The organism is Dermatophilaceae bacterium Soc4.6 (genome assembly GCA_039889245.1).
Lineage (GTDB): Bacteria > Actinomycetota > Actinomycetes > Actinomycetales > Dermatophilaceae > Lapillicoccus.
Genome location: JAZGVH010000002.1, coordinates 1,256,577 through 1,283,522 on the forward strand (window position 1 = coordinate 1,256,577; position 26,946 = coordinate 1,283,522).

At 73.0% G+C, this 26,946-nt stretch carries 15 protein-coding genes; 7 read left to right on the forward strand and 8 right to left on the reverse strand.

Annotated elements, in window-relative coordinates:
• Positions 1-37: 37 nt before the first annotated feature.
• From V3N99_05835 to meaB, 3 genes are all read left to right on the forward strand, one after another.
• A complete protein-coding gene (locus V3N99_05835; GenBank protein ID MEO3936266.1) occupies positions 38-1,894 on the forward strand; it encodes a methylmalonyl-CoA mutase family protein in 1,857 nt (618 codons plus the stop codon).
• Positions 1,895-1,962: 68 nt separating this feature from the next.
• Positions 1,963-4,065, forward strand: coding sequence for a methylmalonyl-CoA mutase (scpA, locus tag V3N99_05840; GenBank protein MEO3936267.1), 2,103 nt, complete (start codon positions 1,963-1,965; stop codon positions 4,063-4,065).
• 86 nt (positions 4,066-4,151) lie between these two features.
• Positions 4,152-5,192, forward strand: a complete 1,041-nt coding sequence (gene meaB, locus V3N99_05845; protein MEO3936268.1) for a methylmalonyl Co-A mutase-associated GTPase MeaB — start codon at positions 4,152-4,154, stop codon at positions 5,190-5,192.
• A gap of 3 nt (positions 5,193-5,195) precedes the next feature.
• Here the strand turns inward: meaB and V3N99_05850 are convergent, their stop codons facing one another.
• Positions 5,196-6,047 (reverse strand): uracil-DNA glycosylase, encoded by an 852-nt coding sequence (locus V3N99_05850; GenBank protein MEO3936269.1) that lies wholly within the window; start codon positions 6,045-6,047, stop codon positions 5,196-5,198.
• Positions 6,048-6,142: 95 nt separating this feature from the next.
• Between V3N99_05850 and V3N99_05855 the strand changes: the two genes are divergently transcribed.
• Positions 6,143-11,713: a carboxyl transferase domain-containing protein gene (locus V3N99_05855; GenBank protein ID MEO3936270.1), complete on the forward strand. Its 5,571-nt coding sequence runs from the start codon at positions 6,143-6,145 to the stop codon at positions 11,711-11,713.
• A gap of 488 nt (positions 11,714-12,201) precedes the next feature.
• Here the strand turns inward: V3N99_05855 and V3N99_05860 are convergent, their stop codons facing one another.
• The 4 genes from V3N99_05860 to eno form a co-directional block, all read right to left on the reverse strand.
• Positions 12,202-13,194: a Ppx/GppA phosphatase family protein gene (locus tag V3N99_05860; protein ID MEO3936271.1), complete on the reverse strand. Its 993-nt coding sequence runs from the start codon at positions 13,192-13,194 to the stop codon at positions 12,202-12,204.
• Complete coding sequence (locus V3N99_05865; protein MEO3936272.1) at positions 13,187-13,744, reverse strand: DUF501 domain-containing protein; 558 nt, start codon at positions 13,742-13,744, stop codon at positions 13,187-13,189. The genes V3N99_05860 and V3N99_05865 overlap by 8 nt, the downstream gene beginning before the upstream one ends.
• Positions 13,741-14,256: a septum formation initiator family protein gene (locus V3N99_05870; protein MEO3936273.1), complete on the reverse strand. Its 516-nt coding sequence runs from the start codon at positions 14,254-14,256 to the stop codon at positions 13,741-13,743. Before V3N99_05870 ends, V3N99_05865 begins: the two co-directional genes overlap by 4 nt.
• Positions 14,257-14,338: 82 nt before the next feature.
• Positions 14,339-15,709 carry a phosphopyruvate hydratase gene (gene eno, locus V3N99_05875; protein MEO3936274.1) on the reverse strand — a complete coding sequence of 457 codons (1,371 nt, stop codon included), beginning with the start codon at positions 15,707-15,709 and terminating at the stop codon, positions 14,339-14,341.
• A 311-nt stretch (positions 15,710-16,020) separates the two neighbouring features.
• On the opposite strand from eno, the gene V3N99_05880 reads away from it, so the two are divergent.
• Positions 16,021-16,893, forward strand: a complete 873-nt coding sequence (locus tag V3N99_05880; GenBank protein ID MEO3936275.1) for a sulfotransferase — start codon at positions 16,021-16,023, stop codon at positions 16,891-16,893.
• Positions 16,894-16,929: 36 nt separating this feature from the next.
• Here V3N99_05880 and V3N99_05885 read toward each other — a convergent pair whose 3' ends face one another.
• The 3 genes from V3N99_05885 to mfd all read right to left on the reverse strand — a co-directional run bounded on the left by V3N99_05885 (position 16,930) and on the right by mfd (position 22,206).
• The gene (locus tag V3N99_05885; protein MEO3936276.1) at positions 16,930-17,985 is read right to left on the reverse strand and encodes a MazG family protein; all 1,056 of its coding nucleotides are present in this window, start codon (positions 17,983-17,985) and stop codon (positions 16,930-16,932) included.
• 1 nt (position 17,986) lies between these two features.
• Complete coding sequence (locus tag V3N99_05890) at positions 17,987-18,556, reverse strand: hypothetical protein (GenBank protein MEO3936277.1); 570 nt, start codon at positions 18,554-18,556, stop codon at positions 17,987-17,989.
• 83 nt (positions 18,557-18,639) lie between these two features.
• Complete coding sequence (mfd, locus tag V3N99_05895; GenBank protein MEO3936278.1) at positions 18,640-22,206, reverse strand: transcription-repair coupling factor; 3,567 nt, start codon at positions 22,204-22,206, stop codon at positions 18,640-18,642.
• Between the two features lie 428 nt (positions 22,207-22,634).
• Between mfd and V3N99_05900 the strand changes: the two genes are divergently transcribed.
• Together V3N99_05900 and V3N99_05905 are read left to right on the forward strand one after the other, a co-directional pair.
• Positions 22,635-24,734 carry a fibronectin type III domain-containing protein gene (locus V3N99_05900; protein MEO3936279.1) on the forward strand — a complete coding sequence of 700 codons (2,100 nt, stop codon included), beginning with the start codon at positions 22,635-22,637 and terminating at the stop codon, positions 24,732-24,734.
• Between the two features lie 196 nt (positions 24,735-24,930).
• On the forward strand, positions 24,931-26,946 hold the full coding sequence (locus V3N99_05905; GenBank protein MEO3936280.1) for a fibronectin type III domain-containing protein: 2,016 nt from the start codon (positions 24,931-24,933) through the stop codon (positions 26,944-26,946).

Consider the following 26,946-nt stretch of genomic DNA (forward strand, 5'->3'; position numbering starts at 1 on the left):
TGGGCGCCGCACCCACCCGGTCAATAGGCTGCCGAGCATGAGCAACATCGCCGCGGAGCGGCCGGAGAGCGAGGTCGACGGCGGCCCCGAGCAGCGCACCGACCTCGAGCCGGAGCAGGGCAGCCTGGCCCTGTCTGCCCCGCAGGACACCCACGACCGCGCCGAGTGGGAGGCTGCTGCCGCTGCCGTGCTGCGCAAGGCCCGGCGCCTGGCCGACGACGACCCCAACGACCTCGTATGGAGCGCCCTCACCCGCACCACCCTCGACGGCGTCGAGGTCACCCCCCTCGGCACGCCGGGCGACCTCGAGGCCCGCACGACGAGCGGGCGCCCGCAGCGCCCCGGCGCCTGGGACGTGCGCTCGCTCATCAGCGCCGACGCCACCCACACGGCCACCGGGCACGACGAGGCCCTCACCGACCTCGAGGGCGGCGTCACCTCACTGTGGCTGCGCGTGACAACCGACGCCGACCTGCCGACGCTGCTCGACGGCGTCTTCCTCGACCTCGCGCCCGTCGTGCTCGACGCCCCCGAGGACCCGGTCGCGACCGCCCGCGCCCTCCTCGCCCACCTCGACGGCACCGAGCCCGCGCCCGGCACCAACCTCGGTGCCGACCCGGTCTCTGCCCGCCTGCGAGGCGGGTCGGCCGACGTCGAGGCCCTGCCCGACCTGCTCGCCGTGGCCCGCCTCGCCCTCGCAGCCGGTGTCCTCGGCGTGGTCGTCGACGCGACCGCCGCCCACGACCTCGGGGCCACCGACACCCAGGAGCTCGGCTACTCGATGGCGGTCGGCGCCGCCTACCTGCGCGCGCTCACCGCCGACGGGGTGGCGGTCGACGACGCGGCGGGGCTCATGGAGTTCCGCTACGCCGCGACCGACGACCAGTTCCTCACCATCGCCAAGCTCCGCGCGGCGCGGCGCCTGTGGGCGCGTGTGCTCGAGCTGTCCGGCGCCACGAACGTGCCCCAGCGCCAGCACGCGGTGACGAGCCGCCCGATGATGAGCGCCTACGACCCCCACGTCAACCTGTTGCGCACCACCGTCGCCGCCTTCGCCGCGGGGGTCGGCGGCGCCGACGCCGTCACCGTCCTGGCCTTCGACTCCCCCCTCGGCCGCCCTCACACGCTCGGGCGACGGATGGCGCGCAACACCAGCGCCCTGCTGCTCGACGAGGCGCACGTCGCCGCCGTCAGCGACCCCGCCGGCGGTGCCTATGCCGTGGAGCGCCTCACCGACGACCTCGCGGTCGCCGGCTGGGCCGAGCTCGGTCGCCTCGACGGACCCGGCGGCATTGCCGCCGCGCTGGCCGACGGCAGCCTGCGGGCCCGGATCGAGGAGGCGGCGGTGCGACGCGACGGGCTCGTCGCTACCCGTCGGCAGCCGATCACCGGGCTCAGCGAATACCCCGACCTCGCCGCGACCCGCCTCGTGCGGGAGCCCGACCCGCTCGCCCCGCCGGTGCGCCGCTGGGGTGCCGCCTTCGAGGCGTTGCGTGACGACCCGCCCTCTGCGGCAGCCTTCCTCGCGACGATCGGCACCATCGCCCAGCACACGGCGAGAGCGACCTTCGCGACCAACCTGCTCGCCGCCGGCGGCATCGCAGCCGACGTCGCCGGGGCCACGGAGGGCCCCGCCGACCTCGTCTCCGCCTACTCCGGGCAGAGCGTCGCCGTGCTGGCGGGGACCGACGCGGCCTACAGGGCCTGGGGTGAGCAGGCCGCGACCGCCCTGCGGGCCGCCGGGGTCACCCACGTCGTCGTGGCCGGCACGCCTGAGCCGTGGGCCGACGACTCGTGCGCCACCGGCGTCGACGCCCTCGCCTTCCTCGTCCGCACCCGCGAGCACCTGGTGGCGCCGAGCCCCACCGCCGCCCAGACGGAGGTCTCCGCATGAGTGTCCCGAGCAGCTTCGCCGGGCTGACCCTCGCGGGCGGGACGAGCGAAACACCAAGCACACCGACGGTGCCAATCGATCCCTGGCTGGCCCCGGAGGGCATCGAGATCCTCCCCGTCTACGGGCCGGAGCACCTCGAGGGGCTCGACGCTCTCGACACGTGGCCGGGTCTCAGCCCGTTCCTGCGCGGACCCTACCCGACGATGTACACCACCCAGCCGTGGACGGTGCGGCAGTATGCCGGCTTCTCGACCGCCGAGGAGTCCAACGCCTTCTACCGCCGCAACCTCGCCGCCGGGCAGAAGGGGCTGTCGGTCGCCTTCGACCTCGCGACCCACCGCGGCTACGACTCCGACCACCCGCGGGTGCGCGGCGACGTCGGGATGGCCGGCGTGGCCATCGACTCGATCTACGACACCCGCACGCTCTTCGACGGCATCCCGCTGAGTGAGATGTCGGTGTCGATGACCATGAACGGCGCCGTCCTGCCGGTGCTCGCGCTCTACATCGCCGCGGCCGGGGAGCAGGGGGTCGAGCCCGAGCAGCTGGCGGGCACGATCCAGAACGACATCCTCAAGGAGTTCATGGTCCGCAACACCTACATCTACCCGCCCGCACCGTCGATGCGGATCATCTCCGACATCTTCAGCTACACCTCCGCCCGGATGCCGCGCTTCAACTCGATCTCGATCTCCGGTTACCACATCCAGGAGGCCGGGGCCACGGCCGACCTCGAGCTGGCCTACACCCTCGCCGACGGGGTCGAGTACATCCGCGCGGGCCTCGCGACCGGCATGACGATCGACCAGTTCGCCCCGCGCCTGTCGTTCTTCTGGGCCATCGGCACCAACATCTTCATGGAGATCGCCAAGCTGCGCGCGGCCCGGGCGCTCTGGTCCCGGCTGGTGCGCCAGTTCGAGCCGACCAACCCCAAGTCGCTGAGCCTGCGCACCCACAGCCAGACCTCCGGCTGGTCGCTCGCGGCGCAGGACCCCTTCAACAACGTCGCCCGCACGTGCCTGGAGGCCATGGCGGCGACGCAGGGGCACACGCAGTCGCTCCATACGAACGCCCTCGACGAGGCCATCGCGCTGCCCACCGACTTCTCGGCGCGCATCGCGCGCAACACGCAGCTGCTGCTGCAGCAGGAGAGCGGCACGACGGGCACCATCGACCCGTGGGGTGGCTCCTACTACGTCGAGCGCCTGACCCACGACCTGGCCGAGAAGGCCTGGGCGCACATCGTCGAGGCCGAGGAGGCCGGCGGCATGGCGCGGGCCATCGAGCAGGGCATCCCCAAGATGCGCATCGAGGAGGCGGCGGCGCGCACCCAGGCGCGGATCGACTCGGGGTCGCAGAAGGTCATCGGCGTCAACACCTACCGGCTGGCCACCGAGGACCAGCTCGACGTGCTGCGGGTCGAGGGCGACTCCGTCTACCGCCAGCAGGTCGCCAAGCTCGAGCGGCTGCGGGCCGAGCGCGACGACACGGCCGTACGGGCCGCCCTCGAGGCGCTCACCCGCTCGGCCGAGGCGGGGCCCCCGCCCGCCGGCTCGCTCGAGGGCAACCTCCTCGCCCTCGCCGTCGAGGCCGCGCGGGCCAAGGCGACCGTCGGGGAGATCAGTGACGCGCTGGAGAAGGTCTACGGCCGGCACCAGGCGACGATCCGTACGATCAGCGGCGTGTACCGCGACGAGTCCACCCACGCCGGCGGCACCCTGGTGACCCAGGTGGTCGACGCGACCGCGCAGTTCGAGGAGGCCGAGGGCCGACGCCCGCGCATCCTCGTGGCCAAGATGGGCCAGGACGGGCACGACCGCGGGCAGAAGGTCATCGTCACCGCCTTCGCCGACATGGGCTTCGACGTCGACGTGGGCCCGCTCTTCTCCACACCCGAGGAGGTCGCGCAGCAGGCGGTCGACAACGACGTGCACATCGTCGGCGTCAGCTCGCTCGCGGCCGGGCACCTGACCCTGCTGCCGGCCCTGCGCGCGGCGCTGGCCGAGCAGGGGCGCGGCGACATCATGGTCGTCATCGGTGGCGTCATCCCGCCCGACGACGTGCCGCGTCTGCTCGAGATGGGTGCGGCCGCTATCTTCCTGCCCGGGACCGTCATCGCCGAGTCGGCCCTCGACCTGCTCGCCCGGCTGCGCGAGCAGCTGGACCACTGAGCACCGTGAGCACCCCGGGTGCACTGGGCGAACCGGTGGACCCGGGTGCAGTGGGTGAGGCGGGTGAGGCGGGCGAGGCGGCGAGGGTGCCTGGTGGTCGCGGGGGCGAGGTCGACGTGTCGGCGCTGCTGTGCGGCATACGGGCTGGGCGTCGGGCGGCCGTGGCCCAGGCGATCACGCTGGTCGAGTCGCGACGCCCGTCGCACCGGTTGGCGGCGCGTGAGCTGCTGACCGCCCTCGTCGCCGGGCCCGGGGCCGAGGTTGACTCTGAGTCGACCCCCGCGGTGGGGGTGGCCCCCGCCGCCGTCCGGGTCGGCATCTCGGGCGTGCCCGGGGTCGGCAAGTCGACCTTCATCGAGGCCCTCGGCACCCGGCTGACCCGCGCGGGGCACCGGGTCGGGGTGCTCGCGGTCGACCCGTCGTCGGTGCGCACCGGCGGCTCGGTGCTCGGCGACAAGACCCGGATGGCCCGGCTCGCGGCCGACCCGCACGCCTTCATCCGCCCCTCCCCCGCGGCCGGCACACTCGGCGGCGTCGCGCGGGCGACGGTGCAGGCGATGACGGTGCTCGAGGCCGCGGGCTACGACGTGATCCTCGTCGAGACCGTGGGCGTCGGGCAGTCCGAGGTCACGGTCGCCGGCATGGTCGACACCTTCCTCTTCCTCACCCTGGCCCGCACCGGCGACCAGCTGCAGGGCATCAAGAAGGGCATCCTCGAGATCGCCGACGTCGTCGCGGTCAACAAGGCCGACGGCGACCAGCAGGTCGTGGCGGGGTCGGCGGCCCGCGAGCTCGCCTCCGCGCTGCGGCTCGTGCGCGGTCACGGCGAGTGGGCGCCGCCCGTGGTCACCTGCTCCGCCCTCGAGGACATCGGCATCGACGACCTGTGGCGCCACGTGCACGAGCACCGCGACCACCTTGGCGTCGAGGGCCTGGCGGCCAAGCGCGCCGGGCAGCAGCTCGACTTCACCTGGGCCCTCGTGCGCGACGAGCTCGACCAGCGGCTGCGCCACTCCCCCGGGGTGCGCGCGGTGCAGGACGACGTACGACGTGCCGTCCTTGCCGGCGAGCTGCCTGCGACAGCCGCGGCGGACCGCCTGCTCGAGGCCTACGACGCCCCGACCTGACGCTCACAGCCGCCCGATCACCTCGTCGAGCATCTCCACCGTCAGCTTGCCGGTGAAGGTGTTCTGCTGGCTGACGTGGTAGCTGCCGACCAGCCGCACGACGCCGTACGGCGTGCCGAGCGCCGCCTCCGCGCCGTGCCCGAAACGGGCCTTGGGGCGGGGCACCTCCCACCCCTGCCGGCGGGCGGCGGCGAGGCTGGCGTCCCACCCGATCTGGCCGAGGGCCAGCATCGAGCGCAGCCGCGGGGCGACCAGCTCGAGGTCGCGGTCGAGCCACGCCCCGCAGGTGTCGCGCTCGGCCGGGGTCGGCTTGTTGGCCGGCGGCGCACACCGCACGGCAGCCACGATCCGGATGCCGTGCAGCACCTGCCCGTCGCCACTGGCCACCGACGTCGGCGAGCTCGCGAACCCGCCGCGGTGCAGGGCCGCATAGAGCCAGTCACCGCTGCGGTCTCCGGTGAACATCCGCCCGGTGCGGTTGGTACCGTTGGCCGCTGGGGCCAAGCCGATGACCAGCACCTCGACCGACCCCGGGTCGGGGTCACCGAAACCGGGGCCCGGACGACCCCAGTAGGGCTGGTCGGCGAAGGAGGCCCGCCGACCGGTGCGCGCCACCGACTCGCGCCAGCTCACCAGCCGGGGGCAGGCCCGACAGACTGACATGCGGGCGTCGAGCGTCGCGGTGTCGGGCGCCGACGAGGCCAGCCGCACGACGGCTGCGGCGGTGCGCGCGACCGGGGTCGAGGCATCAGCCGGGTCACCCGGCCAGCCCGTCCCCGGCGGGACCGGCGAGGCGAAGAGCCGGCCCGTGACGGGGTGGGGAGCGAGCGACGTGGCGGGCTCCGGCGACTCCATTCGGCCAGCCTGCCACGCACACCTCGACGACCCACCGGCAGGTTGACTCGATAGTAGGCCGGTGGTGTGACAGATTCGCGGTGATGGACACCCTGATGACGACCACAGCCGCCGGGATCGACGAGCCGGCCGGGGGTCCCGCGCCCACGACGTTCCGGCGGATCGCAGTCGTCAACCGCGGGGAGTCGGCGATGCGCCTGATCCATGCCGTGCGCGACCTCAACGCGCAGCACGGCACGTCGATCGAGGTCGTCGCGCTGCACACCGACGGCGAGCGCCGCGCGATGTTCGTCCGCGAGGCCGACCTGGCCGTCAGCCTCGGCCCCGCCTCCGCCCGCCCCTACCTCGACCACGCCGTGCTCGAGCGGGCGCTGCGCGAGTGCGGCGCCGACGCCGCGTGGGTGGGCTGGGGCTTCGTCGCCGAGGACCCGACCTTCGCCGAGCTCTGCGCGCGCATCGGGGTCACCTTCATCGGGCCGAGCCCCGAGGCCATGCGCCAGCTGGGCGACAAGATCGGCAGCAAGCTCATCGCCGAGGAGGTCGGGGTGCCCGTGGCCCCCTGGAGCCGTGGCGCGGTCGACACCCTCGACGACGCCCTGGCGCAGTCGGCCCGCATCGGCTACCCCCTCATGCTCAAGGCGACCGCCGGCGGCGGCGGGCGCGGCATCCGCGTCATCACCTCCGACGACGACCTGCGCGACGCCTACACCCGCACCCGCGAGGAGGCCCAGCGCTCGTTCGGCAGCGGTGTCGTCTTCCTCGAGAAGCTCGTCACCGGCGCCCGGCACGTCGAGGTGCAGGTCATCTCCGACGGGCAGAACGCCTGGGCCCTCGGCGTGCGCGACTGCACGGTGCAGCGGCGCAACCAGAAGGTCATCGAGGAGTCGGCCTCACCCGTCCTCTCCCCCGAGCAGGTCGCCGAGCTCAAGGCCAGTGCCGAGCGGCTCGCCGTGCGCGTCGCGTATGCCGGCGCCGGCACGGTCGAGTTCCTCTACCACCCGCAGGACCGCTTCTTTGCCTTCCTCGAGGTCAACACCCGCCTGCAGGTCGAGCACCCGATCACCGAGGTCACGACCGACGTCGACCTGGTGAAGCTGCAGATCCACGTCGCCGGCGGGGGACGCCTGGTCGGGCCCGCGCCGGCCGAGAAGGGCCACGCCGTCGAGGCCCGGCTGAATGCCGAGGACCCCGACCGCGACTTCGCACCGTCCCCCGGCCGCATCGCGCTGCTCACCCTGCCCTCGGGCCCCGGCATCCGCGTCGACACCGGGGTCGGCGAGGGCGACGTGATCCCGGCCGACTTCGACTCGATGATCGCCAAGATCATCGCCTACGGCCGCGACCGCGACGAGGCCCTCGGGCGGCTGCGCCGGGCGATGGCGGAGACCACCGTCGTCATCGAGGGCGGCTCCACCAACAAGAGCTTCGTCATCGACCTGCTCGAGCAGCCCGAGGTCGTCGACGGGTCGTGTGACACCGGATGGATCGACCGCGTGCGCGGCGAGGGGCGCCTCGTCTCCAGCGCCCACTCGGGGGTGGCGCTCGTGGTGGCCGGCATCGAGGCCTACGAGGAGCAGGAGCAGGTCGAGGTCGCGCGACTGCTCGAGACCGCGAGCGGTGGCCGCCCGCAGGTGCAGCACCGTGGTGGGCGCACGGTCGAGCTCAAGCTGCGCGGCTCGTCGTACAAGGTGCGGGTCGACCGCCTCGGACCGCTGCGCTTCCGTGTGGGCGTCGACGACCTCACGCCGGTCGACGCCGACCTCGACCGCATCGACGACCACACCGCGCGCCTCACCCTCGAGGGGCAGCGCTACCGCCTCGTCACCGCCACCCACGGGCCCGTGCACCTCGTCGAGGTCAACGGCACGACGCACCGCGTCAGCCGCGACGAGGGCGGCGTGCTGCGATCGCCCGCCCCCGCCCTGGTGGTCGCGACGCCGGTCGCCGTCGGGGCCACGGTCACGGCCGGGCAGCCCGTCCTGGTCCTCGAGTCGATGAAGATGGAGACGGTGCTCCCCGCCCCGTATGCCGCGACCGTGCGCGAGCTGCACGTCTCGGCCGGCAGCCAAGTCGAGACCGGCACGCCGCTGATCCGGCTCGAGCCCATCGCTGACGGCCCGCAGGAGACAGCCGCGCCGGTCTCGGCGGTCGACCTCGACCTGCCGCTGCCCGCCCCCGACGGCACGGCCGACGAGCGGGCCCGCGAGGGTCTGACCGAGCTGAGCGGCATGCTGCTCGGCTACGACGTCGACCCAACGGCCGAGGGGCACGCGCTGCGCGGCTACCTCGGGGCCCGCGACGAGCTGGCGGCCGACGGCCGCGCCCCCATCGGCGACGAGCTCGAGCTGCTGCGCGTCTTCGCCGACTTCGCCGAGCTGTCACGCAACCGCCCGATGGCGACCGAGCGGGCGCCCCAGAGCACGGTGCACTCACCGCGGGAGTTCTTCCACACCTACCTGCGCACCCTCGACCCCGACCGCGGAGGCCTCACCGAGGAGTTCCGCAGCAAGCTGCGCCGGGTGCTCGAGCACTACCGCGTCGACTCCTTCGACCGCACCCGCGAGCTCGACGACGCCGTCTTCCGCATCTTCCTCGCCCAGCGGCGCTCGACCCCCGACGTCACCGTCGCGACCGCCCTGCTCCAGCGGTGGACGACCGAGCCGCGCCCGGCCGCACCCCTCGACGGCGTGGTGCGCGACACGCTCGACCGCCTCGTGCTGGCCACCCAGCTGCGGTTCCCCATCGTCGGCGACCTCGCCCGCAGCGTCCGCTTCCGCTGGTTCGACCAGCCCCTCGTCGACGCCGAGCGGGCCTCGGTGCTCGCCCACGTGCAGACCGAGGTGGCCGACCTCGCCGACCACCCCGACGCCCCTGACCGCGCCGCCCGCATCGAGGCCCTCGCCGCGATCCCCGAGCAGGTCGTGCAGTTCCTCGGCGAACGCCTCCAGGGCGAGCTGCCGGGCACCGAGCCGATGCTCGAGGTGCTGGTCCGCCGGCACTACCGCGAGTACGCCCTCGACGGCGTGCGCTCCCTCGCGGTCGACGGCCGGCCCTTCGCCGTCGCCGACTACGTGCTGGACGAGCGCCCCACCCACCTCGTGTCCACCATCGGCACGGTCGACGAGCTGTCTCCGGACAGCCCTCTCGTCGCCGCCATCGACCACCAGGTCGGGCTCGCCACCACCGACCACGAGGTGGTGGTCGACCTCTACCTGTCGTGGCCCGGGCTGCCCGAGAAGCCCGACGAGGCGTCGGGCGCCCTGCGCGACCGGCTGGCCTCCCTCGGCTTCACCCAGCGCGCACGCCGCGTCGCCCTGGCCGTCGCCCCCGGCGGTGCGCGCGACGTCGCCTACTTCACCTTCCGGCCCGACCACGACGCCACCTTCGCCACCTCGGGCCCCGCGCCCGGGGGCCTCTTCGAGGACGACCTGGTGCGCGGCGTGCACCCGATGGTGGGGCGCCGGCTCAACCTGTGGCGCCTGCGCCACTTCGACCTCACCCGGGTCGACGGGCCCGAGGACGTGCTGCTGCTGCACGCCACCGCCAAGGACAACCCCGCCGACCAGCGGCTCGTCGCGATGGCCCAGGTGCGGCAGTTCTCCGTCGTGCGCGACGACGGCGGGCGGATCACCTCGATCCCCCACGTCGAGCGCGCCATCGCCGGCTGCCTCGAGGCGATCCGACGCGCCCGGGCCGCGCGCGGGGCGGCCGGCGCCCGGCTCGACACCAACCTCGTGTGGCTGCACGTCTGGCCCGTCATCGAGGCCGACGTCGAGCAGATCGCCGCCCTCCGCGACAAGATCGCTCCCCTCACCGCCGGGGCCGGCATCGAGGAGATCCTCGCGGACGGCCGCGTGCCCGGCCCCGACGGCACCACGGTCCCGATCTCGGCGCGCTTCTTCTACAGCCCCGGCTCGGGGGTCACGTCGACCATCGGCGAGCCGCCGGCCGAGCTGCTGGCCCCCGTCGACGACTACCAGCAGAAGGTGCTGCGCGCTCGCCGTCGCGGCCTCGTCTACCCCTACGAGGTCCAGGAGATGGTCGCCGGCCCCGGCGGCTCCTCCCAGGAGTACGACCTCGACGACGCGGGCCGGCTCGTGCCGGTGGACCGGGCGCCCGGGCTCAACACCGCCGGGATCGTCGCCGGGGTCGTCACCACCCGCACCCGCCTGCACCCCGAGGGCGTGACCCGGGTGACCATCGCGGGCGATCCCACCATGGCCCTCGGAGCCGTCTCCGAGCCGGAGTGCTCGCGGGTCGTCGCCGCCATCGACCTCGCCCAGCAGATGGGGGTGCCGCTCGAGTGGTACGCCCTCTCGGCCGGCGCCCGCATCTCGATGGACTCCGGCGTGGAGAACATGGATGCCGTGGCGCGGGCGCTCAAGCGGATCATCGAGTTCACCCAGGACGGCGGCGAGATCAACATCGTCGTCGCCGGCATCAACGTCGGCGCCCAGCCCTACTGGAACGCCGAGGCGACGATGCTCATGCACACCAAGGGCATCCTCGTCATGACGCCCGACAGCGCGATGGTGCTCACCGGGAAGCAGTCGCTCGACTTCTCGGGTGGGGTCTCGGCCGAGGACAACTTCGGCATCGGCGGCTACGACCGGGTCATGGGCCCCAACGGCCAGGCACAGTACTGGGCGCCCGACCTCTCCGGCGCGGTCGGCATCCTGCTCGAGCACTACGACCACTCCTACGTGCTCCCCGGCGAGACCGGGCCCCGGCGGGCGGCGACGAGCGACCCCACCGACCGCGACGTGTCGCCCTACCCGCACGTGCTGGAGGGGTCGGACTTCACCACCGTCGGTGACATCTTCTCGCCCGCGACCAACCCCGACCGCAAGAAGGCCTTCGACATCCGCACCCTGATGCGCGCGGTGTCGGACCAGGACCACCGGGTGCTCGAGCGCTGGGCCGGGATGGCCGACGCCGAGACGGCCGTGGTGCAGGACGTGCACCTCGGGGGTCACCCGGTCACCCTCATCGGCATCGAGAGCAAGTCGGTGCCGAGGCGGGGCGTGCCGCCGACCGACGGGCCCGACACCTACACCTCGGGCACGCTCTTCCCCCGCTCGTCGAAGAAGGTCGCGCGCGCCATCAACGCCGCCAGCGGCAACCGGCCGGTCGTGGTGCTGGCCAACCTGTCGGGCTTCGACGGCTCACCCGAGTCGATGCGGGCGCTGCAGCTGGAGTACGGCGCCGAGATCGGCCGCTCGATCGTCAACTTCGACGGACCGATCGTCTTCACCGTCGTCTCGCGATACCACGGTGGGGCCTTCGTGGTCTTCTCCAAGGCGCTCAACCCGAGCATGACCGTCCTCGCGGTCGACGGGTCGTTCGCGTCGGTGCTCGGTGGCGCCCCCGCCGCGGCCGTGGTGTTCACCGCCGACGTCGACGCGCGCACGGCGGCAGACCCCCGGGTGAGCGCGGCGGAGCAGTCGCTCGCACAGGCCTCGGAGGACGAGCGGGCGGCTCGACGCGTGGCCCTCACCGACATCCGGACGGCGGTGCGCGCCGAGAAGCTCGGAGAGGTCGCGGCGCAGTTCGACGGCATCCACAGCATCCGCCGCGCCGTGCGGGTGGGTGCGGTCGACAAGGTCGTCGACGCGGCTGCCCTGCGGCCGGAGATCATCGCCGCCCTCGACGCCAGGCTGCCGTAGCGGCGGCCTGGTGCATCCGTCGGGACAGGCTGGCCTTTCGGACGACCACCCCCGCCGTCACGGCCGATGGTCACCCCGATCCGGGCGTGACAGTCTCATCACCAGCAGCACGAAGGACTCGGAGCTCTCCCGGACTCCGCGGTCGCGCGTGCTGCCTCACCCGGGAGACACGACGCCCCCGGCGCCGCTCTCACCGCCTCCGGGCGGGAGCGGCGCCGGGGGCACTCTCGTGTTCGGGGCCCCCTCCGACCGAAGGGTGAAAGCGGACATCAGTGGCTATTCGGACTACTCGCGTCAGACGTCATGGCTGATGGCCGAGGTCGGCCGGCATGACAGGCTCCTCCTCAGCAGCAAGAAGGGCCGAGAGCACTCCCGGACTCCCGGTCGCGCTTGCTGCCACATCACGGGAACACGCGCCCCCGGCGCCCGCACTCGACCCCCGAGCGAGAGCGGCACCGGGGGCGCTTCCCTGTCGGGGGCTGGAGTCCTCATCGGGTGGGGCGGCGCAATCCGTCGGCGACGCTGAGCGCGATCCCGTCGAGGATGTCGTGCTCGCTGGTGACCACGGCGAGGGGTCTGCCCGCCCGGGTCTGCGCGGTGGCCGCCTCGACGGCCGTGACGACCCGCTCCCAGATCAGGGCGCCCCCGCCGATCACGTCGACCCGGCCGGGGTGCATGAAGCCGAGCTCGGCCCGCTGAGGGCGGGAGAGGGCCAGCAGGTCGAGAGCAGCACGCCGTACGTCGTCGGGGGTGGTCACCGACAGGTGGATGGCCACCGGGTCGTAGGCGGGCAGACGCAGGACGTGCGCGGTCACCGTCGTCACGGTGCCCGCCAGCCCGACGAGGGTGCGCACCGGGGTGAAGTCGACCGCATCGGCAGCGGCCCGCACGGCCTGCTCGATGTCTCGCGTCGCCGCGTCCACCTGGTCGGCGGTCGGAGGGTCGTCGTGCAGGTGCCGCTCGGTGAGTCGCACGCAGCCGACGTCGGTCGACAGAGCGGCCTGCACGACCGTGGTGCCGCGCACGAGCTCCGTCGACCCGCCGCCGAGGTCGACCACGAGGTAGGGGCCCTCGAAGCCGGCCGCCTGCAGGTCACCCGTGGCTCCGCGGAAGGACAGCGCAGCCTCCTCGGCCCCGGTGACCACCTCGGGCGTGAGGTCGAACGCGCCGAAGGCGGCGCGCACCCCGGCGATGAACTCGGCGGCGTTGGAGGCGTCCCGGGAGGCGGAGGTCGCCACGAAGCGGACGGCCGCCACACCGAGCTCGGTGCACTGGGCGGCGTACTCGCGGGCCTGCCGCAGGGTGCGCTCCATCGCCTCGGGGTCGATGCGCCCCGTGCCGTCGACGCCGTGCCCGAGGCGGACCACCTCCATCCGGCGCAGCACGTCGACGATCGCGCCGTCGGGCATGACATCGGCCACCAGCAGTCGGATCGAGTTCGTGCCGCAGTCGACGGCGCCGACCCGCACGACGTCAGCCATCGAGCGCCTGCCCCTCGGTGAGGGCCGCGAGGGCCGCGCAGCTCGTGGGCTCCCACCACGGCTCGAGACGGGCCAGCGCCTCGTCACCCAGGGGGGTGACGCCGGGGCCGACGGCGAGGGCGTGCGCCGCCAGCACGTGCAGGCACTTGACCCGGTCGGGCATTCCTCCCGCGGAGATGCCCTCGATCTCGGGTACCGTGCCCAGCTCGGCCCGGCGCCGCAGGTAGTCGTCGTGTGCCGCCCGATGGCCCGCCGCCAGCTCGGGCTCGTTCGCGAGACGACCCTGCATCTCGCGCATCACCCCGTCGCTCTCCAAGGTGCTCAGCGCGCCCGTCAGGCGCGGGCAGGTCGCGTAGTAGCTGGTGGGGAACGGCGTGCCGTCGGGCAGCCGTGGCCGCGTGCGCAGCACGTCGGGCTCCCCGCACGGGCAGCGGTGGGCGACCGCCACGACCCCGCGCACCTCGCGGCCGCGCTGGCGGGACGCCGCAGCCAGGTCGGCGGCCGCCACGGGCCCGGCGTCGTCGATCGGCCCGGTGGACGCCGACGTCACGGCGCGACCGGCTCCATCCCGGCGGTCGGACGGTCGGCGAGCTGCACCGACTGCCATATCTGGCCGTACCACGGCCGGGTGCTCGACGACTGGGGCGCGGCGATCGTGGCCCCCGAGGGCACGGTCACCTTGCCCGCAGACGGGTCGATCACGCTGTAGGACCGCTCGCCCGGCCGGACGAACTTCAACCGCTCACGCGCCTGCTGCTCGACGTAGGCGGGGTCCTTCCACCGGGCCAGCTCGGCCTGACGCTGCACGACGTCGTCCTGCTGGACCGCGATGGACTCGTGGAGGGCCGAGATCTGGCTGCGCTGCCGGATGACCGACCGGGCGGTCGGCACGATCGTCACTGCGAGCATCACGAGCATCGAGGCCAGGATGGCCCCGCGCACCCAGGCCGTCGCCTGGCGAGGCTCGGGCGGCACGGTGCGGCTGCGCGCCGCCGAGGACGGACGACGCCCCGCGGGCGCGGGCGCCCGCCGGGTGCCCGGCCGCCGACGGTCCGCACCCATCAGCGCACCTCGCCGCGACTCACCGTACGGCGACTCGTCGGGCCCGTGCTCGTGCTCGTGCGGCGGGTCATCGCGACGGACCTCAGGACGGGTCGCTGGTCGACGAGTCGTCCGTCGGGGAGGCGACGTCGTCGGGCTCGGCGCTGGTGTCGCCCGGCGCTGCGGCCGGCTCCCAGCCGACGAAGCGGGGGAAGGCTCCGGCGCCGGCGTAGACGGCTGCCGAGTCGAGCTCCTCCTCGATGCGCAGCAGCTGGTTGTACTTCGCGACCCGCTCGGACCGCGCCGGGGCGCCGGTCTTGATCTGGCCGCAGTTGGTCGCGACCGCGAGGTCGGCGATGGTGACGTCCTCGGTCTCGCCCGAGCGGTGGCTCATCATGCAGCGGTAGCCGTTGGTCTGGGCGAGGGTGACGGCGTCGAGGGTCTCGGTCAGCGACCCGATCTGGTTGACCTTGACCAGGAGCGCGTTGGCCGTGCCCTCGGTGATCCCCCGCTGGATGCGCTCGGGGTTGGTCACGAAGAGGTCGTCGCCGACGATCTGGACGCGAGCGCCGAGGCGCACCGTCATCGCGTGCCAGCCCTCCCAGTCCTCCTCGTCGAGCGGGTCCTCGATGGAGACCAGCGGGTAGGCATCGACGAGCTCGGCGTAGTAGTCGACCATCTCCTCGGCGGTCTTCGTGCCGCCCTCGAAGGCGTAGCCGCCGTCGGTGTGGAACTCGGTCGCCGCGACGTCGAGCGCGAGCGCGATGTCGGTGCCCGCGACGTAGCCCGCCCGGTCGATGGCCACGAGGATGAGGTCGAGGGCCGCCCGGTTGGACTCGAGGCTCGGGGCGAAGCCGCCCTCGTCGCCCAGCCCGGTGCCGAGGCCACGCTCCTTGAGCACGCCCTTCAGCGTGTGGTACACCTCCGCGCCCCAGCGCAGCGCCTCGCGGAAAGAGGGCGCACCGATGGGCGCGATCATGAACTCCTGGATGTCGACGTTGGAGTCGGCGTGCGCACCACCGTTGAGGATGTTCATCATCGGAACCGGCAGGACGTGGGCGTTGGGACCACCCACGTAGCGAAAGAGCGGCAGACCGGCCGAGTCGGCCGCCGCGCGAGCCACGGCGAGCGAGACGCCGAGGATGGCGTTGGCCCCGAGCACCGACTTGTTGGCCGACCCGTCGAGCTCGATCATCTCGGCGTCGACGAGGCGCTGCTCGCTGGCGTCGAAGCCGACCAGTCGTGGGTGGATGTCGTCGAGCACCGCGTCGACGGCCGACTGCACCCCCTTGCCGAGGTAGCGCCCGGCGTCGCCGTCGCGGCGCTCCGAGGCCTCGAAGGCCCCGGTCGAGGCGCCGGACGGCACGGCGGCACGGGCGATCGTCCCGTCATCGAGGGCGACCTCGACCTCGACGGTGGGGTTGCCTCGCGAGTCGAGGATCTCACGGGCGCCGACTGCCTCGATGCTGGCCACGGAGGGCCTCCTTGCCTGGTCTGCTGGGGTGGGGGGTCACGGGCCTGCGGGGCCGCAGGTGAACGGTCTCCGAACGGCGGACGACCACCGCCCGGCGAGCGAGAGACGCGCCTGACGGTGCTGAGCACCGTGTGCACGAGCCTATCGTCCGGGACTCCGTGCACCCGTCAAGGACTCGCACCGTTCGTCGCCCGCGACGGGGGGGCACGGTTGTAGCATCGACGCATACCGGAAGTTCCGGTGATCGTCGTGCCCTGCGCCGGCTCCCCCGAGCCGGTCTCCTCCCCACATGCACCTTCCGAAGGGGCTCCGTGTCAGCCAGACGTGATGGCGCGCTCCGCCGCAAGTCGCGCACCCGCCTCCGCCGGGCCTACACCACGGGGCGCGCGTGGGTGAGGTCGCTGACCCCCGGGGTGGAGGGGAGCCTCCCCGACGTGATCGTCATCGGTGGCCAGCGCTGCGGCACGACCTCGCTCTTTCGCTACCTCGCCGCCCACCCCGACGTCGTGACCCCCCGCTCCAAGGAGCTCAACGCCCTCAGCCTGCACTACGACAAGGGCCCGGGCTGGTATGCCGGCCACTTCCCTGCCACGGGGCCCGGTCAGCGCGCGATGGAGGCGAGCCCGCTCTACCTCGCCGACCCCCGGGTGCCGGCACGCGCCGCCGAACGGGTGCCGGACGCGCTCTTCGTCGCGCTCCTGCGCAACCCTGTCGAGCGGGCCTACAGCCACTACCTGCACAACCTCGAGTACGACGCCGAGACCCTGTCCTTCGTCGACGCCCTCGACGCCGAGGACGACCGTCTGCGGGAGGCGCACCGGCTCGGGCTGGGCAGCCGCCGCGGCATCGAGCTCTATCGCAACGCCTCCTACGTCTCCCGGGGCCTCTACGCCGAGCAGATCGAGCGATGGCACGCACACCTCCCCCCGCGGCAGCTGCTCGTGGTGCGCGCCGAGGACTTCTTCTCCGACCCCGCCGTCACCTACGCCGAGGTGCTCACCCGCGCCGGACTCCGCCCCCACGAGGGGGTCACCTTCAGCCGGACGAACCACTGGGACGACGACCAGGAGACCCAGCTCACGCCGGCGGTGCGGGCCCGGCTCGAGGGTCGGTTCGCCGAGTCCAACGACCGGCTGCGACAGCTGCTCGGCTGGACCGAGAGCTGGAACCACCAGCCCGCCTGAGCCGGGCCGCTCGCGGGCGCCGACTGCTCGGGCGGCTCAGGTCGCGGAGCCGGTGGCGTGGTCGGTGGCCGATGGAGCCGCGGAGGCGGTCAGGTCGCGCAGCACGCTGCGCAGGGCCTGGTCCGGGTCGATGCCGCTCTCCTCGAGCTCGGCGACCAGGGCGAGCAGGCGCCGTCCTGCCCGGGACGGCAGGTCGTCGGACGTCGCCTGCAGAGCCGCGTCGAGCAGGTCGGCCCGGCCGCGCCGCCGCAGTCGTGACACGACCTTGGTGGCCCGGGCCAACGGCGGCAGAGCGACCGGTATGCCGTGGAGCGGCCCGCCGTCCCCGGCCGCGGTCGCGCTCCCCGCGCCCGCCGCCTTCTCCGCTGCCTTGATCGTCTCCCAGTTCGCCTCGACCGCGGAGGAGTCTGCGGCGTCGCTGCCGAAGCCGTCAGCGGCGAAGACGTGCGGGTGTCGCCGCACCAGCTTGGCCACCAGACCGGCGGCGACGTCGTCGATGTCGAAGGGCGAGGCCTCATCGTCCTGGGCGACCCGGGAGTGGAAGGCGACCTGCAGCAGCACGTCGCCGAGCTCCTCGCGCATGTGCTCACGGTCGCCGGACTCGATGGCCTCGACCGCCTCGTGAGCCTCCTCGACCAGATAGGGCACCAGCGAGTCGTGGGTCTGCTCGGCATCCCACGGGCACCCGCCGGGCGATCGGAGCCGGTCCATGACGGCCACCACGTCGAGCAGTCGCGACCCCGGCACGTCGTAGGAGCCGATCACGACCTCGACCTCGGGCGGGTCGGGCAGGCGCGAGACCTCGGAGGCGATGGCATCAGTGAGCCCGGGGTCGCCGTCGGACGAGCCGACCCAGACCACGGACCGCAGGGCCGTGGCGCGCCCGACCAGGTCTCGGGCGTCGGCCGCCTGACCCTGCGGGGGGAGGATCTGCACCGGCACCCCCACGGTCAGCAGCGCGTCCACCTGGGGCTCGTCCTCGCGGCCGACCACGAGCGCGGCCTCGTCGATCGCCAGCCAGGCGTCGTGGCTGAGCAGACCCGCGGGCACGCGGGGGGTCGTCAGCAGGAGGGTGAGCCGACCCGCGCTCACGTCACTGCTGCGGTGCGGCGGGGGCCGTCGCGGCGGGATCAGGGCTTCCGGGCTTGATCCAGTTCGGCGTCGACGACACGAGGGCGACTCGTGACGGGTCGAAGGTCCCGTAGCGCGGGTTGAGCTCGACCTTCATCTTCTTGGCCAGGGTGAAGAGCTGAGCCTGATCGGCCTGGGGGATGCTGCCGTCTCCGAGAGCCACGACACTGCGTACCAGGTCCTGCGTGCGAGCCGTCGGGCTCGGCACCAGCGCCAGCAGCTGTGCGTAGGCCAGGCTCTGTTTGAAACCACCGTGCATGGCCAGGTAGCCGTCGAGGGCCTTCCCCAGGACGAGCTGGTTGAGGATCGCTGACTCCGGCACCTGCTGGCCCTTGGTGAGGGCCGCCGTCAGGTGACTGTTGAACTGCTCGGTCGTCGTCGCCAGCTGGTCGGAGGTGATCCGGTCACCGTCGACGATCGCGGCGGCGCTCACCTTGTCAACGGTGCTGCAGCTCGCTACTCCGGTGGCGCAGACGACGGCGAGGAGCCCGATGACGAGGGCGCGAACGGAGGTCGAACGCGAGTGAGCCATGGTGGAGACCTTCCGAGGGGGCGGGTCGGGAGCCGGGTGGGCCGGAGGTGGCCCCATTGTGCCGTCTCCGGCCGACACCGTGCTCATCGGGCCCCCTGGGCCGACGCGGCCCGGGCGCCGGACCCGATGTCGTCGAGCAGGACGGCCCGCAGCAGCTCGGACGCCCACCGCAGGATCGCCTCGTCGCGCAGCGGCTTGCCCGCCACCCGGGCCGTCATCGGGTGGGGCACAAGAATCGTGTGCAGCGCGTCCTTGACGATGGTGCCGGGATAGAGGCGCATCAACCGCAGCTGCTGGCTCTCGCGCAGCTCGACCGGCCCGAAACGGACCGTGCGGCCCTGAACGGCGATGTCACCGATGCCCGCCGCCCGCGCGACCGTGCGCAGCCGCGCCACGTCGAGCAGGGTCTCGGCCGGCTTGGGCGGCGCGCCGTAGCGGTCCCGCAGCTCGGCCTCGATCTCGACGACCTGGGCCTCGTCGACGACGGAGGCGAGCTTCTTGTAGGCCTCGAGTCGCAGCCGCTCACCCGGGAGGTAGTCGTGCGGCAGGTGGGCGTCGACCGGCAGCTCGATCTTGATCTCGGTCGGGGAGCTGTCGCTCTCACCCCGGTAGTCGGCGACGGCCTCGCCGACCATCCGGATGTAGAGGTCGAAGCCGACCCCCGCGATGTGCCCCGACTGCTCGCCACCGAGCAGGTTGCCCGCCCCGCGGATCTCGAGGTCCTTCATGGCCACCTGCATGCCGGCGCCGAGGTCGGTGTGGCTCTGGATGGTCATCAGACGGTCGTGGGCCAGCTCGGTGAGCGGCTTCTCGGGCGAGTAGAGGAAGTAGGCGTAGGCGCGCTCGCGGCCACGGCCCACCCGTCCCCGGAGCTGGTGCAGCTGGCTGAGACCGAAGGCGTCGGCGCGCTCGACGATGAGGGTGTTGGCGTTGGAGATGTCGAGCCCCGTCTCGACGATCGTCGTGCAGACGATGACGTCGAACTTGCGCTCCCAGAAGTCCTGGACGACCTGCTCGAGGCGGTGCTCGCCCATCTGGCCGTGGGCCGTCGCGATGCGCGCCTCGGGCACGAGCTCGCGCAGCCGGGACGCCGCCCGGTCGATGGAGCTGACCCGGTTGTGGACGAAGAAGACCTGCCCGTCGCGCAGCAGCTCGCGACGGATGGCGGCCACGATCTGCCGCTCCTCGTAGCCCCCGACGTAGGTCAGCACCGGGTGCCGATCCTCGGGCGGGGTCAGCAGCGTCGACATCTCGCGGATACCGGTCACCGCCATCTCGAGGGTGCGCGGGATGGGGGTGGCCGACATCGAGAGCACGTCGACCGCCGTGCGCATCGACTTCAGCTGCTCCTTGTGCTCGACACCGAACCGCTGCTCCTCGTCGACCACGACGAGGCCGAGGTCCTTGAACTTCACCTCGGCCGAGAGCAGGCGGTGGGTGCCGATGACGACGTCCACCGACCCGTCGGCCATCCCCGCCAGCACCTCCTTGGCCTCCTTGTCACCCTGGAAGCGCGACAGCGAGCGCACCACGACAGGGAAGGGGGCGTAGCGGTCGCTGAAGGTCGAGAAGTGCTGCGAGACGAGCAGGGTGGTCGGCACGAGGACGGCGACCTGCTTGCCGTCCTGCACCGCCTTGAAGGCCGCCCGCACGGCGATCTCGGTCTTGCCGTAGCCGACGTCGCCGCAGATCAGGCGGTCCATCGGGACCTCCTTCTCCATGTCGCCCTTGACCTCGTCGATGGTCGAGAGCTGGTCCGGCGTCTCGGCGAAGGAGAAGGCGTCCTCGAGCTCGCGCTGCCACGGCGTGTCGGGTCCGAAGGCGTGCCCCTTCGTGGCCATCCGCGCGCTGTAGAGCCGGATGAGGTCGCCGGCGATCTGCTTGACGTAGCGCTTGGCGCGCGACTTGGTCTTGTGCCAGTCGGAGCCGCCCATCTTGTTGAGGGTCGGCGCCTCGCCACCGACGTACTTCGTCACCTGGTCGAGCTGGTCGGTCGGCACGAAGAGCCGGTCGCCCGGCTGCCCCCTCCTGCTGGGGGCGTACTCCAGCACGAGGTACTCGCGGGTCGCCCCGCCCACCGTGCGCTGCATCATCTCGACGAAGCGCCCCACGCCGTGCTGCTCGTGCACGACGTTGTCGCCCGCCCGCAGCTGGAGCGGGTCGACCTGGGCCCGCCGCCTCGACGGCATCTTGCGCATATCCTTGGTCGAGCCGGCCTGGCCGGGCTGACCCGTGAGGTCGGTCTCGGTGACGACCACCAGCCGCTGCTCCTCGTCGACGAACCCCCGCCCGAGCGACCCCGTCGTCACGTGCACCAGGCCCGCCGTCAGGCCGTCCGCCAACGGCTCGAGGGTCGAGGGGACGCCGGCGTCGCCCAGCACCTCGTGCACCCGGCGGGCCAGACCCCCACCATCGGTCACGACGACGACCCGCCAGCCCTGCTCGACCCACCCGCGCAGGGTGGACACCGCCGCCTCGGTGTCGCCCCGGAAGGGCTCGACCTCGCGCAGTCCGAGCGAGATGCCCACGACGTCGTCGCCGTCACCGGTCTCGCCCAGACCGCCGAGCTCGTCGTCGGTCACGAACCCGGTCAGGGTCCACCACGGGCGCCCCGACGCGAGCGCGTGCTCGCGCATCCGCGCCAGCGGCCAGTAGGACGCCCCGCCCAGCACCGACTGCAGGTCGACGGGGGCCGCGGCACTGCCGGCCGACGCCCCGACCCAGCTCGCCTCGAGGAACTCGGTGCTCGTCGCCACGAGGTCGTGCGCCCTGGTGCGCACGCGCTCCGGGTCGGCGACGACGACCAGCGACGAGGCCGGGAAGGCGTCGAGCAGCGGCACCATCTCGTCGACGAGGACGGGGGCGAGGCTCTCCATACCGTCGACGGCGATGCCCTCGGCCATCTTGAGCAGCATGTCGCTGACCCCGGGCAGGTCGGCGGCCAGCCGGGTGGCCCGCTCGCGCACCGTGCCGGTCAGCAGCATCTCGCGGCAGGGCGGAGCCCAGAGACCGTGCGCGGCGATCTCGAGGCTGCGCTGGTCGGCCACCTTGAACCACCGCACCTCCTCGACGGTGTCGCCCCAGAACTCGACCCGCACGGGGTGCTCCTCGGTGGGGGGGAAGACGTCGAGGATGCCGCCGCGGACGGCGAACTCGCCACGCTTCTCGACCAGGTCGGTGCGGGTGTAGGCCGCTGCCGCGAGCGCCTCGACGACGTCCGGCATCGGGTGCTCGTCACCGGCGCGCAGGGTGACCGGCACCAGGTCGCCGAGACCGGCGACGACGGGTTGCAGCAGTGCGCGCACCGGGGCGACGACGACCGAGAGCGCACCGTACGAGGCGTCGGCGGCATCGGGGTGGGCCAGTCGCCGCAGGACGGCCAGCCGCCGGCCGACCGTGTCGGAGCGCGGGCTCAGCCGCTCGTGCGGCAGGGTCTCCCAGCTGGGGAACGTGGCCACGGCGTCGGGCCCGATGAAGCACGCCAGCGCCGCCTCGAGGTCCTCGGCCTCGCGAGTGGTCGCCGTGACGACCAGCAGCGGAGCCACCCACCCGGTGGTGGCGCCGGCGAGCAGGGCGGTCAGCGGCGCCCGGGCGCCGCCGACGACGGTCACGTCGACGAGCGGGTCACGCTCGGCGGCGGCGGCGAGCACCCGCCGGACGGTCGACGACGTCGACCAGGTGGCGCCGAGCGGAGCCAGCGGTGCTGGCCGCGCATCGGTTGCCTGGGCAAGGGTGGTGCTGCTCACGGCGTCGCCGCCTTCTGGTCGGGGTGCCTGACAGGGCCTCGTCGATCGTAGGCGACCGGGGTGACAGGGGTCCCCCCGGTGACCGTCGGCCGACGCGATGGTGGTGGTCGTGATGCACGCCCCACCGCCTCGTGCACCATGGCGATCAGGTTCGTCCCCTTCGGCCTGTTCTGTCATGGGCCATCCGGGGGTTACCTCGAGTAGTGGCGGAAATCGGGCCCCACCTGTCACCCCGTGGTGTTCTCATGGGCCTGTCGGCGCACCTGCTGCGTCGATGCCCACCAGCCCGCCGCGGGGAGCGGTCCGGCTGACCAGAGCCGGAGGACCACCACATGCGCCCACCCCTGCGCGCCACGCTCACGATGACCCTCGTGCTCGCCCTCAGCGGGCTGTCGGCCATCGCTGCCGAGGCCGACGCCTCGGTCGCCGGCCCCGGTCCCCGGGGGCCGGCGGCCACCAGCACCGCCGCGACGCCAGCCACAGCGACCACGCAGCTCCCGCCGTACTCCGCGCGCACGTGGGGCACCAACGGGCGGGTCCGCAAGGTCCTGTCGGTGGGCGGCCGGGTCGTGGTCGCCGGTGACTTCTCCGCCGTCGTCAGCCCTGCGGGGCGCACGGTGCCGGTCGGCAACCTCGGGGTGTTCGACCCCGCCACCGGCACCTTCGACCTGCGCTTCTCGGCGGCGACCGACGGCACCGTCAACACGATGGCGAGCGACGGCACCACCTTGTATCTCGGAGGCGACTTCCTGACCGTCAACGGGCAGCCCCGTGCGCGGCTCGCCGCGGTGTCACTGGCCACGGGCGCCCTGACCACGTGGGCGCCACGCGCCGACGGCAGCGTCTTCGGGCTCGCCGTGGCCGGCAGGTCAGTGGTCGTCGGCGGGGCCTTCGGTTCCGTGGCCAGCACCACGGCCGCGGCCTCCTCCGGCCCCTACCTGGCCCGGGTCACCACCGGTGGAGAGGTCTCGGCCACTCCGATCCCCACCCCGGACGCGACCGTGCGGTCCTTCGTGACGAGCCCCGACCAGGCCACGATCTACGTCGGCGGAGACTTCGCCACGCTCGACGGCAACACCCTCGCGGCCCGGCGCAGCGCCAAGGTCGACGTCGCGACGGGCGCCCTCGACGGAGCGTTCCGCTCGGGGCTCACCAACGGCCCCACCCGCGGGCCGGTGGCCGCGATGGCCCTCGGCGGGGGCCAGCTCTACCTCGCGGTGGGCGGAGCGGGCGGCGCCTGCGCCGGTCTCGACCCCACGACCGGGCAGACCAGGTGGAGCAAGCACGGCAACGGTGACATGCAGGGCGTGGAGTTCATCGACGGGATCACCTTCTGCGGTGGGCACTTCGGCGGGTCGGGCTCCTTCGACGGGCTCGACCGCCAGAAGATCGCGGCGGTGGACCCGCTCACCGCCACGACGATCGACTGGCAGCCCCGGGTCAGCAGCCCGCTCGGGGTCTGGTGCATGGACACCGACGGGCAGAGCCTCTACGTCGGTGGCGACTTCGAGTCCTTCGGCACGACGTCGGGCGTCGGGCGGCTGGCCAGCGTCATCCCTCCTGCGGCCCAGCGACCGGCAGGTCCGGTGGTCTCGCTGCAGGGCTACGCCTACGACCACAGCGTCGAGCTGGCCTGGGACGCCCCGTCGACCGACGGTGGCTCGCCCGTGAGGTGGTACGTCGTCACGCGCCACGAGGGCACGCAGACCACCATCGTGGGCAGGCGGGTCAAGACGCAGACCTTCGTGGACCGCAGCGGCCTGAACGGCCACACCTACACCTACGACGTCGCGGCCGTCTCGGCGCTCGGCACTGCGCCCGTGGTGACGACGGGGCTGCTGACCCCGGCCTCCTACGCGGCCAGCCCTCCCACGGCGCCGCAGGAGCCCCTGGCCCTGGCCGGTGAGCTGGGTGTCGACCTGTCCTGGACGCCCCCCGTCACGACTGGTGGGGCTCCCCTGACGGCCTACGTCCTGTATCGCTCGGTGAGTGGTGCCGCCCCGGTGCCCCTGACCACGCTGGCCCCCACGGCCGGCACCTACCGTGACGTCAGCGTCACCACGGCCCACACCTACCGCTACGAGATCGCGGCCCGCAACGCCGCCGGCGAGAGCCCGCCGGCGACGACCGCGACGGTCACCCCCCTGCCATCGCGACCGCCCACACCCACGCTCACCGTGACCTCCGGCCCGGGGGTGGCGGCAACGCTCTCGTGGACCCTCGGGGCGAACACGAGCGGGTCACCGATCACGAAGTTCGTCGTCATCCGCGACGCCGTCCGCTTCGCCACCCCCCAGGCCACCAGCCAGAGCGGAGGCAGCCTCCTCGACACCATGGTCGTGCGGGGACAGACCTACACGTACCAGGTGCGAGCGCTCAGCGCGGGGGGCACCTCAGGGGGGTCTACCAAGGTGAGCATCACCATACCCTGACATAAGCGGCACATCACCCCGGCCCACCCCCTCGCCCTCAAACGAGGAACCCCCAGCGATCCCATTCCGGAGACCCAGCCACCGGACGGCGGTAAATTGGGCCCCGAGGGCGGGCCGCCCCGGGGAGGGCCGCCGGGCGCCCGCAGCGCGCCTGACGAAGCAGCCTCATCACGCCTCACCACAGGAGATATCAGCCATGCGCACGACCCGACGCCTCGCCACGGTTCTCGCGGCCATCCTGCTGGGTGGCATCCCCCTGACCGCTGCCCAGGCCGACGGGACCCTCGGCGCCGTCAGCAACGCCTCCCGCACCTGGGGCACCAACGGCCGGGTGAGCGTGATCCTCAGCCTCGGTTCGACCGCCGTCATCGGTGGCGACTTCACCTCGGTGGTCGACCCGAGCGGGCACACCTTCCCGGCAGCCCACCTGGCCCGCTACTTCGTCGACACGGGCGCCTTCGACACCTCGTGGACACCGGCGACGGACGGCTCGGTCCTCTCCCTGGCGGTCTCGGGAGACTCGCTCTACGTCGGGGGGACCTTCACCCAGGTCAACGGTGCGGCGCACGCCTCGGTCGGCGCCCTCTCCCTCTCCACCGGCGCGCTCCTTCCCTCCTTCACCACCACGGCGAACAAGGAGGTCGACGCGATCACCGTCGTCGGCTCCAGCGTCTTCCTCGGGGGGCTCTTCGCCCAGGTGTGGGACGGCACCGGCCGCAAGAACCGCACCTACGGCATCAAGGTCGACGCCACGACCGGCACCATCGACCCGACCTGGGCCCCCGTCTTCGACAAGCGGGTCCGCTCCCTGCTGCCGGCTGCCAACGGCACCCAGGTCTACGTCGGCGGCGACTTCACCAGCACCAACGGCGTCGGCTACGCCGGCAAGCTCACCCTGCTCACCACCAGCGACGCGACGATCGACCCCGTCTTCCGCGGTGGCACCACCAACCTCAACACCCGCGCTCCTGCCTACGCGCTCGCACTCTCCGGCAACGCGCTGCTCGTCGCCGCCACCGGATCCGGTGGCGCCTGCTCCCGCCTGGACGCCACCACCGGCACGACCGTCTGGAGCAAGCACGGCAACGGCGACGTCCAGTCCATCGCCGTGATGGGTCCCTACACCTACTGCGGCGGCCACTTCTCCGGAGGAGCCTCCTTCGACGGCCTCGACCGCCAGAAGCTCGCCGCGGTGGAGACCGCGACCGGCGCCACGCAGCCCTTCGCCCCCAACATCAACAGCGCCCTCGGCCTGTGGTCGATGGCGTCGAGCCCCAACGCCCTGCTCGTCGGCGGCGACTTCACCCGCATCGACAACACCATCACCCCCTACCTCACCCAGCTCCGCGATGCCGCCAACCTCGGCACCGCCCCCACTCCCGCCGCGGTCACGGCCCAGGCGGGCGACGCCACGGTCGCGCTCTCGTGGGACATCCCCTGGACCGACGGCGGCTACGCCACGCACGGCTACGTCGTCTACCGGCGCATCGGCCCGGCGGCGTGGGCCCCGGTGGCCACCCCGGGCGCAGAGAGCTACGTCGACAGCGGACTGGTCAACGGCACGACCTACACGTATGCCGTCGTCACCCGCAACACCGCGGGTGACAGTGCCTTCAGCGCCACCGTCGACGCCACCCCGGCCTCCACCTCGACCACGGCGCCCGGCGTGCCGACCGGCTTCACCGCGACCAGTGGCCTGCACGTCGCCAACCTCACCTGGAAGGCTCCGGCCTTCGACGGCGGGAGCCCCCTCACCGGCTACCGCATCCTGCGCGGCACGAGCAGCGGCACCGAGACCCCACTCGTCGATGTCTCGTCCACGACCCTGGCGTATGCCGACTCCGCCGTCGTCGACGGCACGCAGTACTACTACACCGTCCAGGCCGTCAACGCGGTCGGCGCCGGCACGAGCACGCCCGAGAAGACGGCCACGCCGTCGAGCGGGGTGCCCAGCCAACCGGTGCTCACCCGCGACCCGACGACCCCGAGCACCGTCGTGACCCTCACCTGGACGGTCGCCGACCCGGGCGGGACGCCCATCACGAAGTACGTCGTCGTGCGCGACGGCGTGCGGGTCGGCACCGTCACGGCGCCCGCGACCACCCTCACCGACCCGGCCCCGGCCTCGGGCACCCACACCTACCAGGTGAAGGCCATCAACAGCATCGGCACGTCGCGATTCTCCAACGGAGTATCCGTCACCCTGCCCTGA

Coding starts and splice junctions, on each gene's coding strand:
- V3N99_05890 (MEO3936277.1), bottom strand. CDS start 18,556: ATGGCTCACTCGCGTTCGACCTCCGTTCGCGCCCTCGTCATCGGGCTC.
- V3N99_05860 (MEO3936271.1), bottom strand. CDS start 13,194: ATGGCTGACGTCGTGCGGGTCGGCGCCGTCGACTGCGGCACGAACTCG.
- V3N99_05900 (MEO3936279.1), top strand. CDS start 22,635: ATGCGCCCACCCCTGCGCGCCACGCTCACGATGACCCTCGTGCTCGCC.
- V3N99_05850 (MEO3936269.1), bottom strand. CDS start 6,047: ATGGAGTCGCCGGAGCCCGCCACGTCGCTCGCTCCCCACCCCGTCACG.
- V3N99_05905 (MEO3936280.1), top strand. CDS start 24,931: ATGCGCACGACCCGACGCCTCGCCACGGTTCTCGCGGCCATCCTGCTG.
- V3N99_05870 (MEO3936273.1), bottom strand. CDS start 14,256: ATGGGTGCGGACCGTCGGCGGCCGGGCACCCGGCGGGCGCCCGCGCCC.
- V3N99_05835 (MEO3936266.1), top strand. CDS start 38: ATGAGCAACATCGCCGCGGAGCGGCCGGAGAGCGAGGTCGACGGCGGC.
- V3N99_05855 (MEO3936270.1), top strand. CDS start 6,143: ATGACGACCACAGCCGCCGGGATCGACGAGCCGGCCGGGGGTCCCGCG.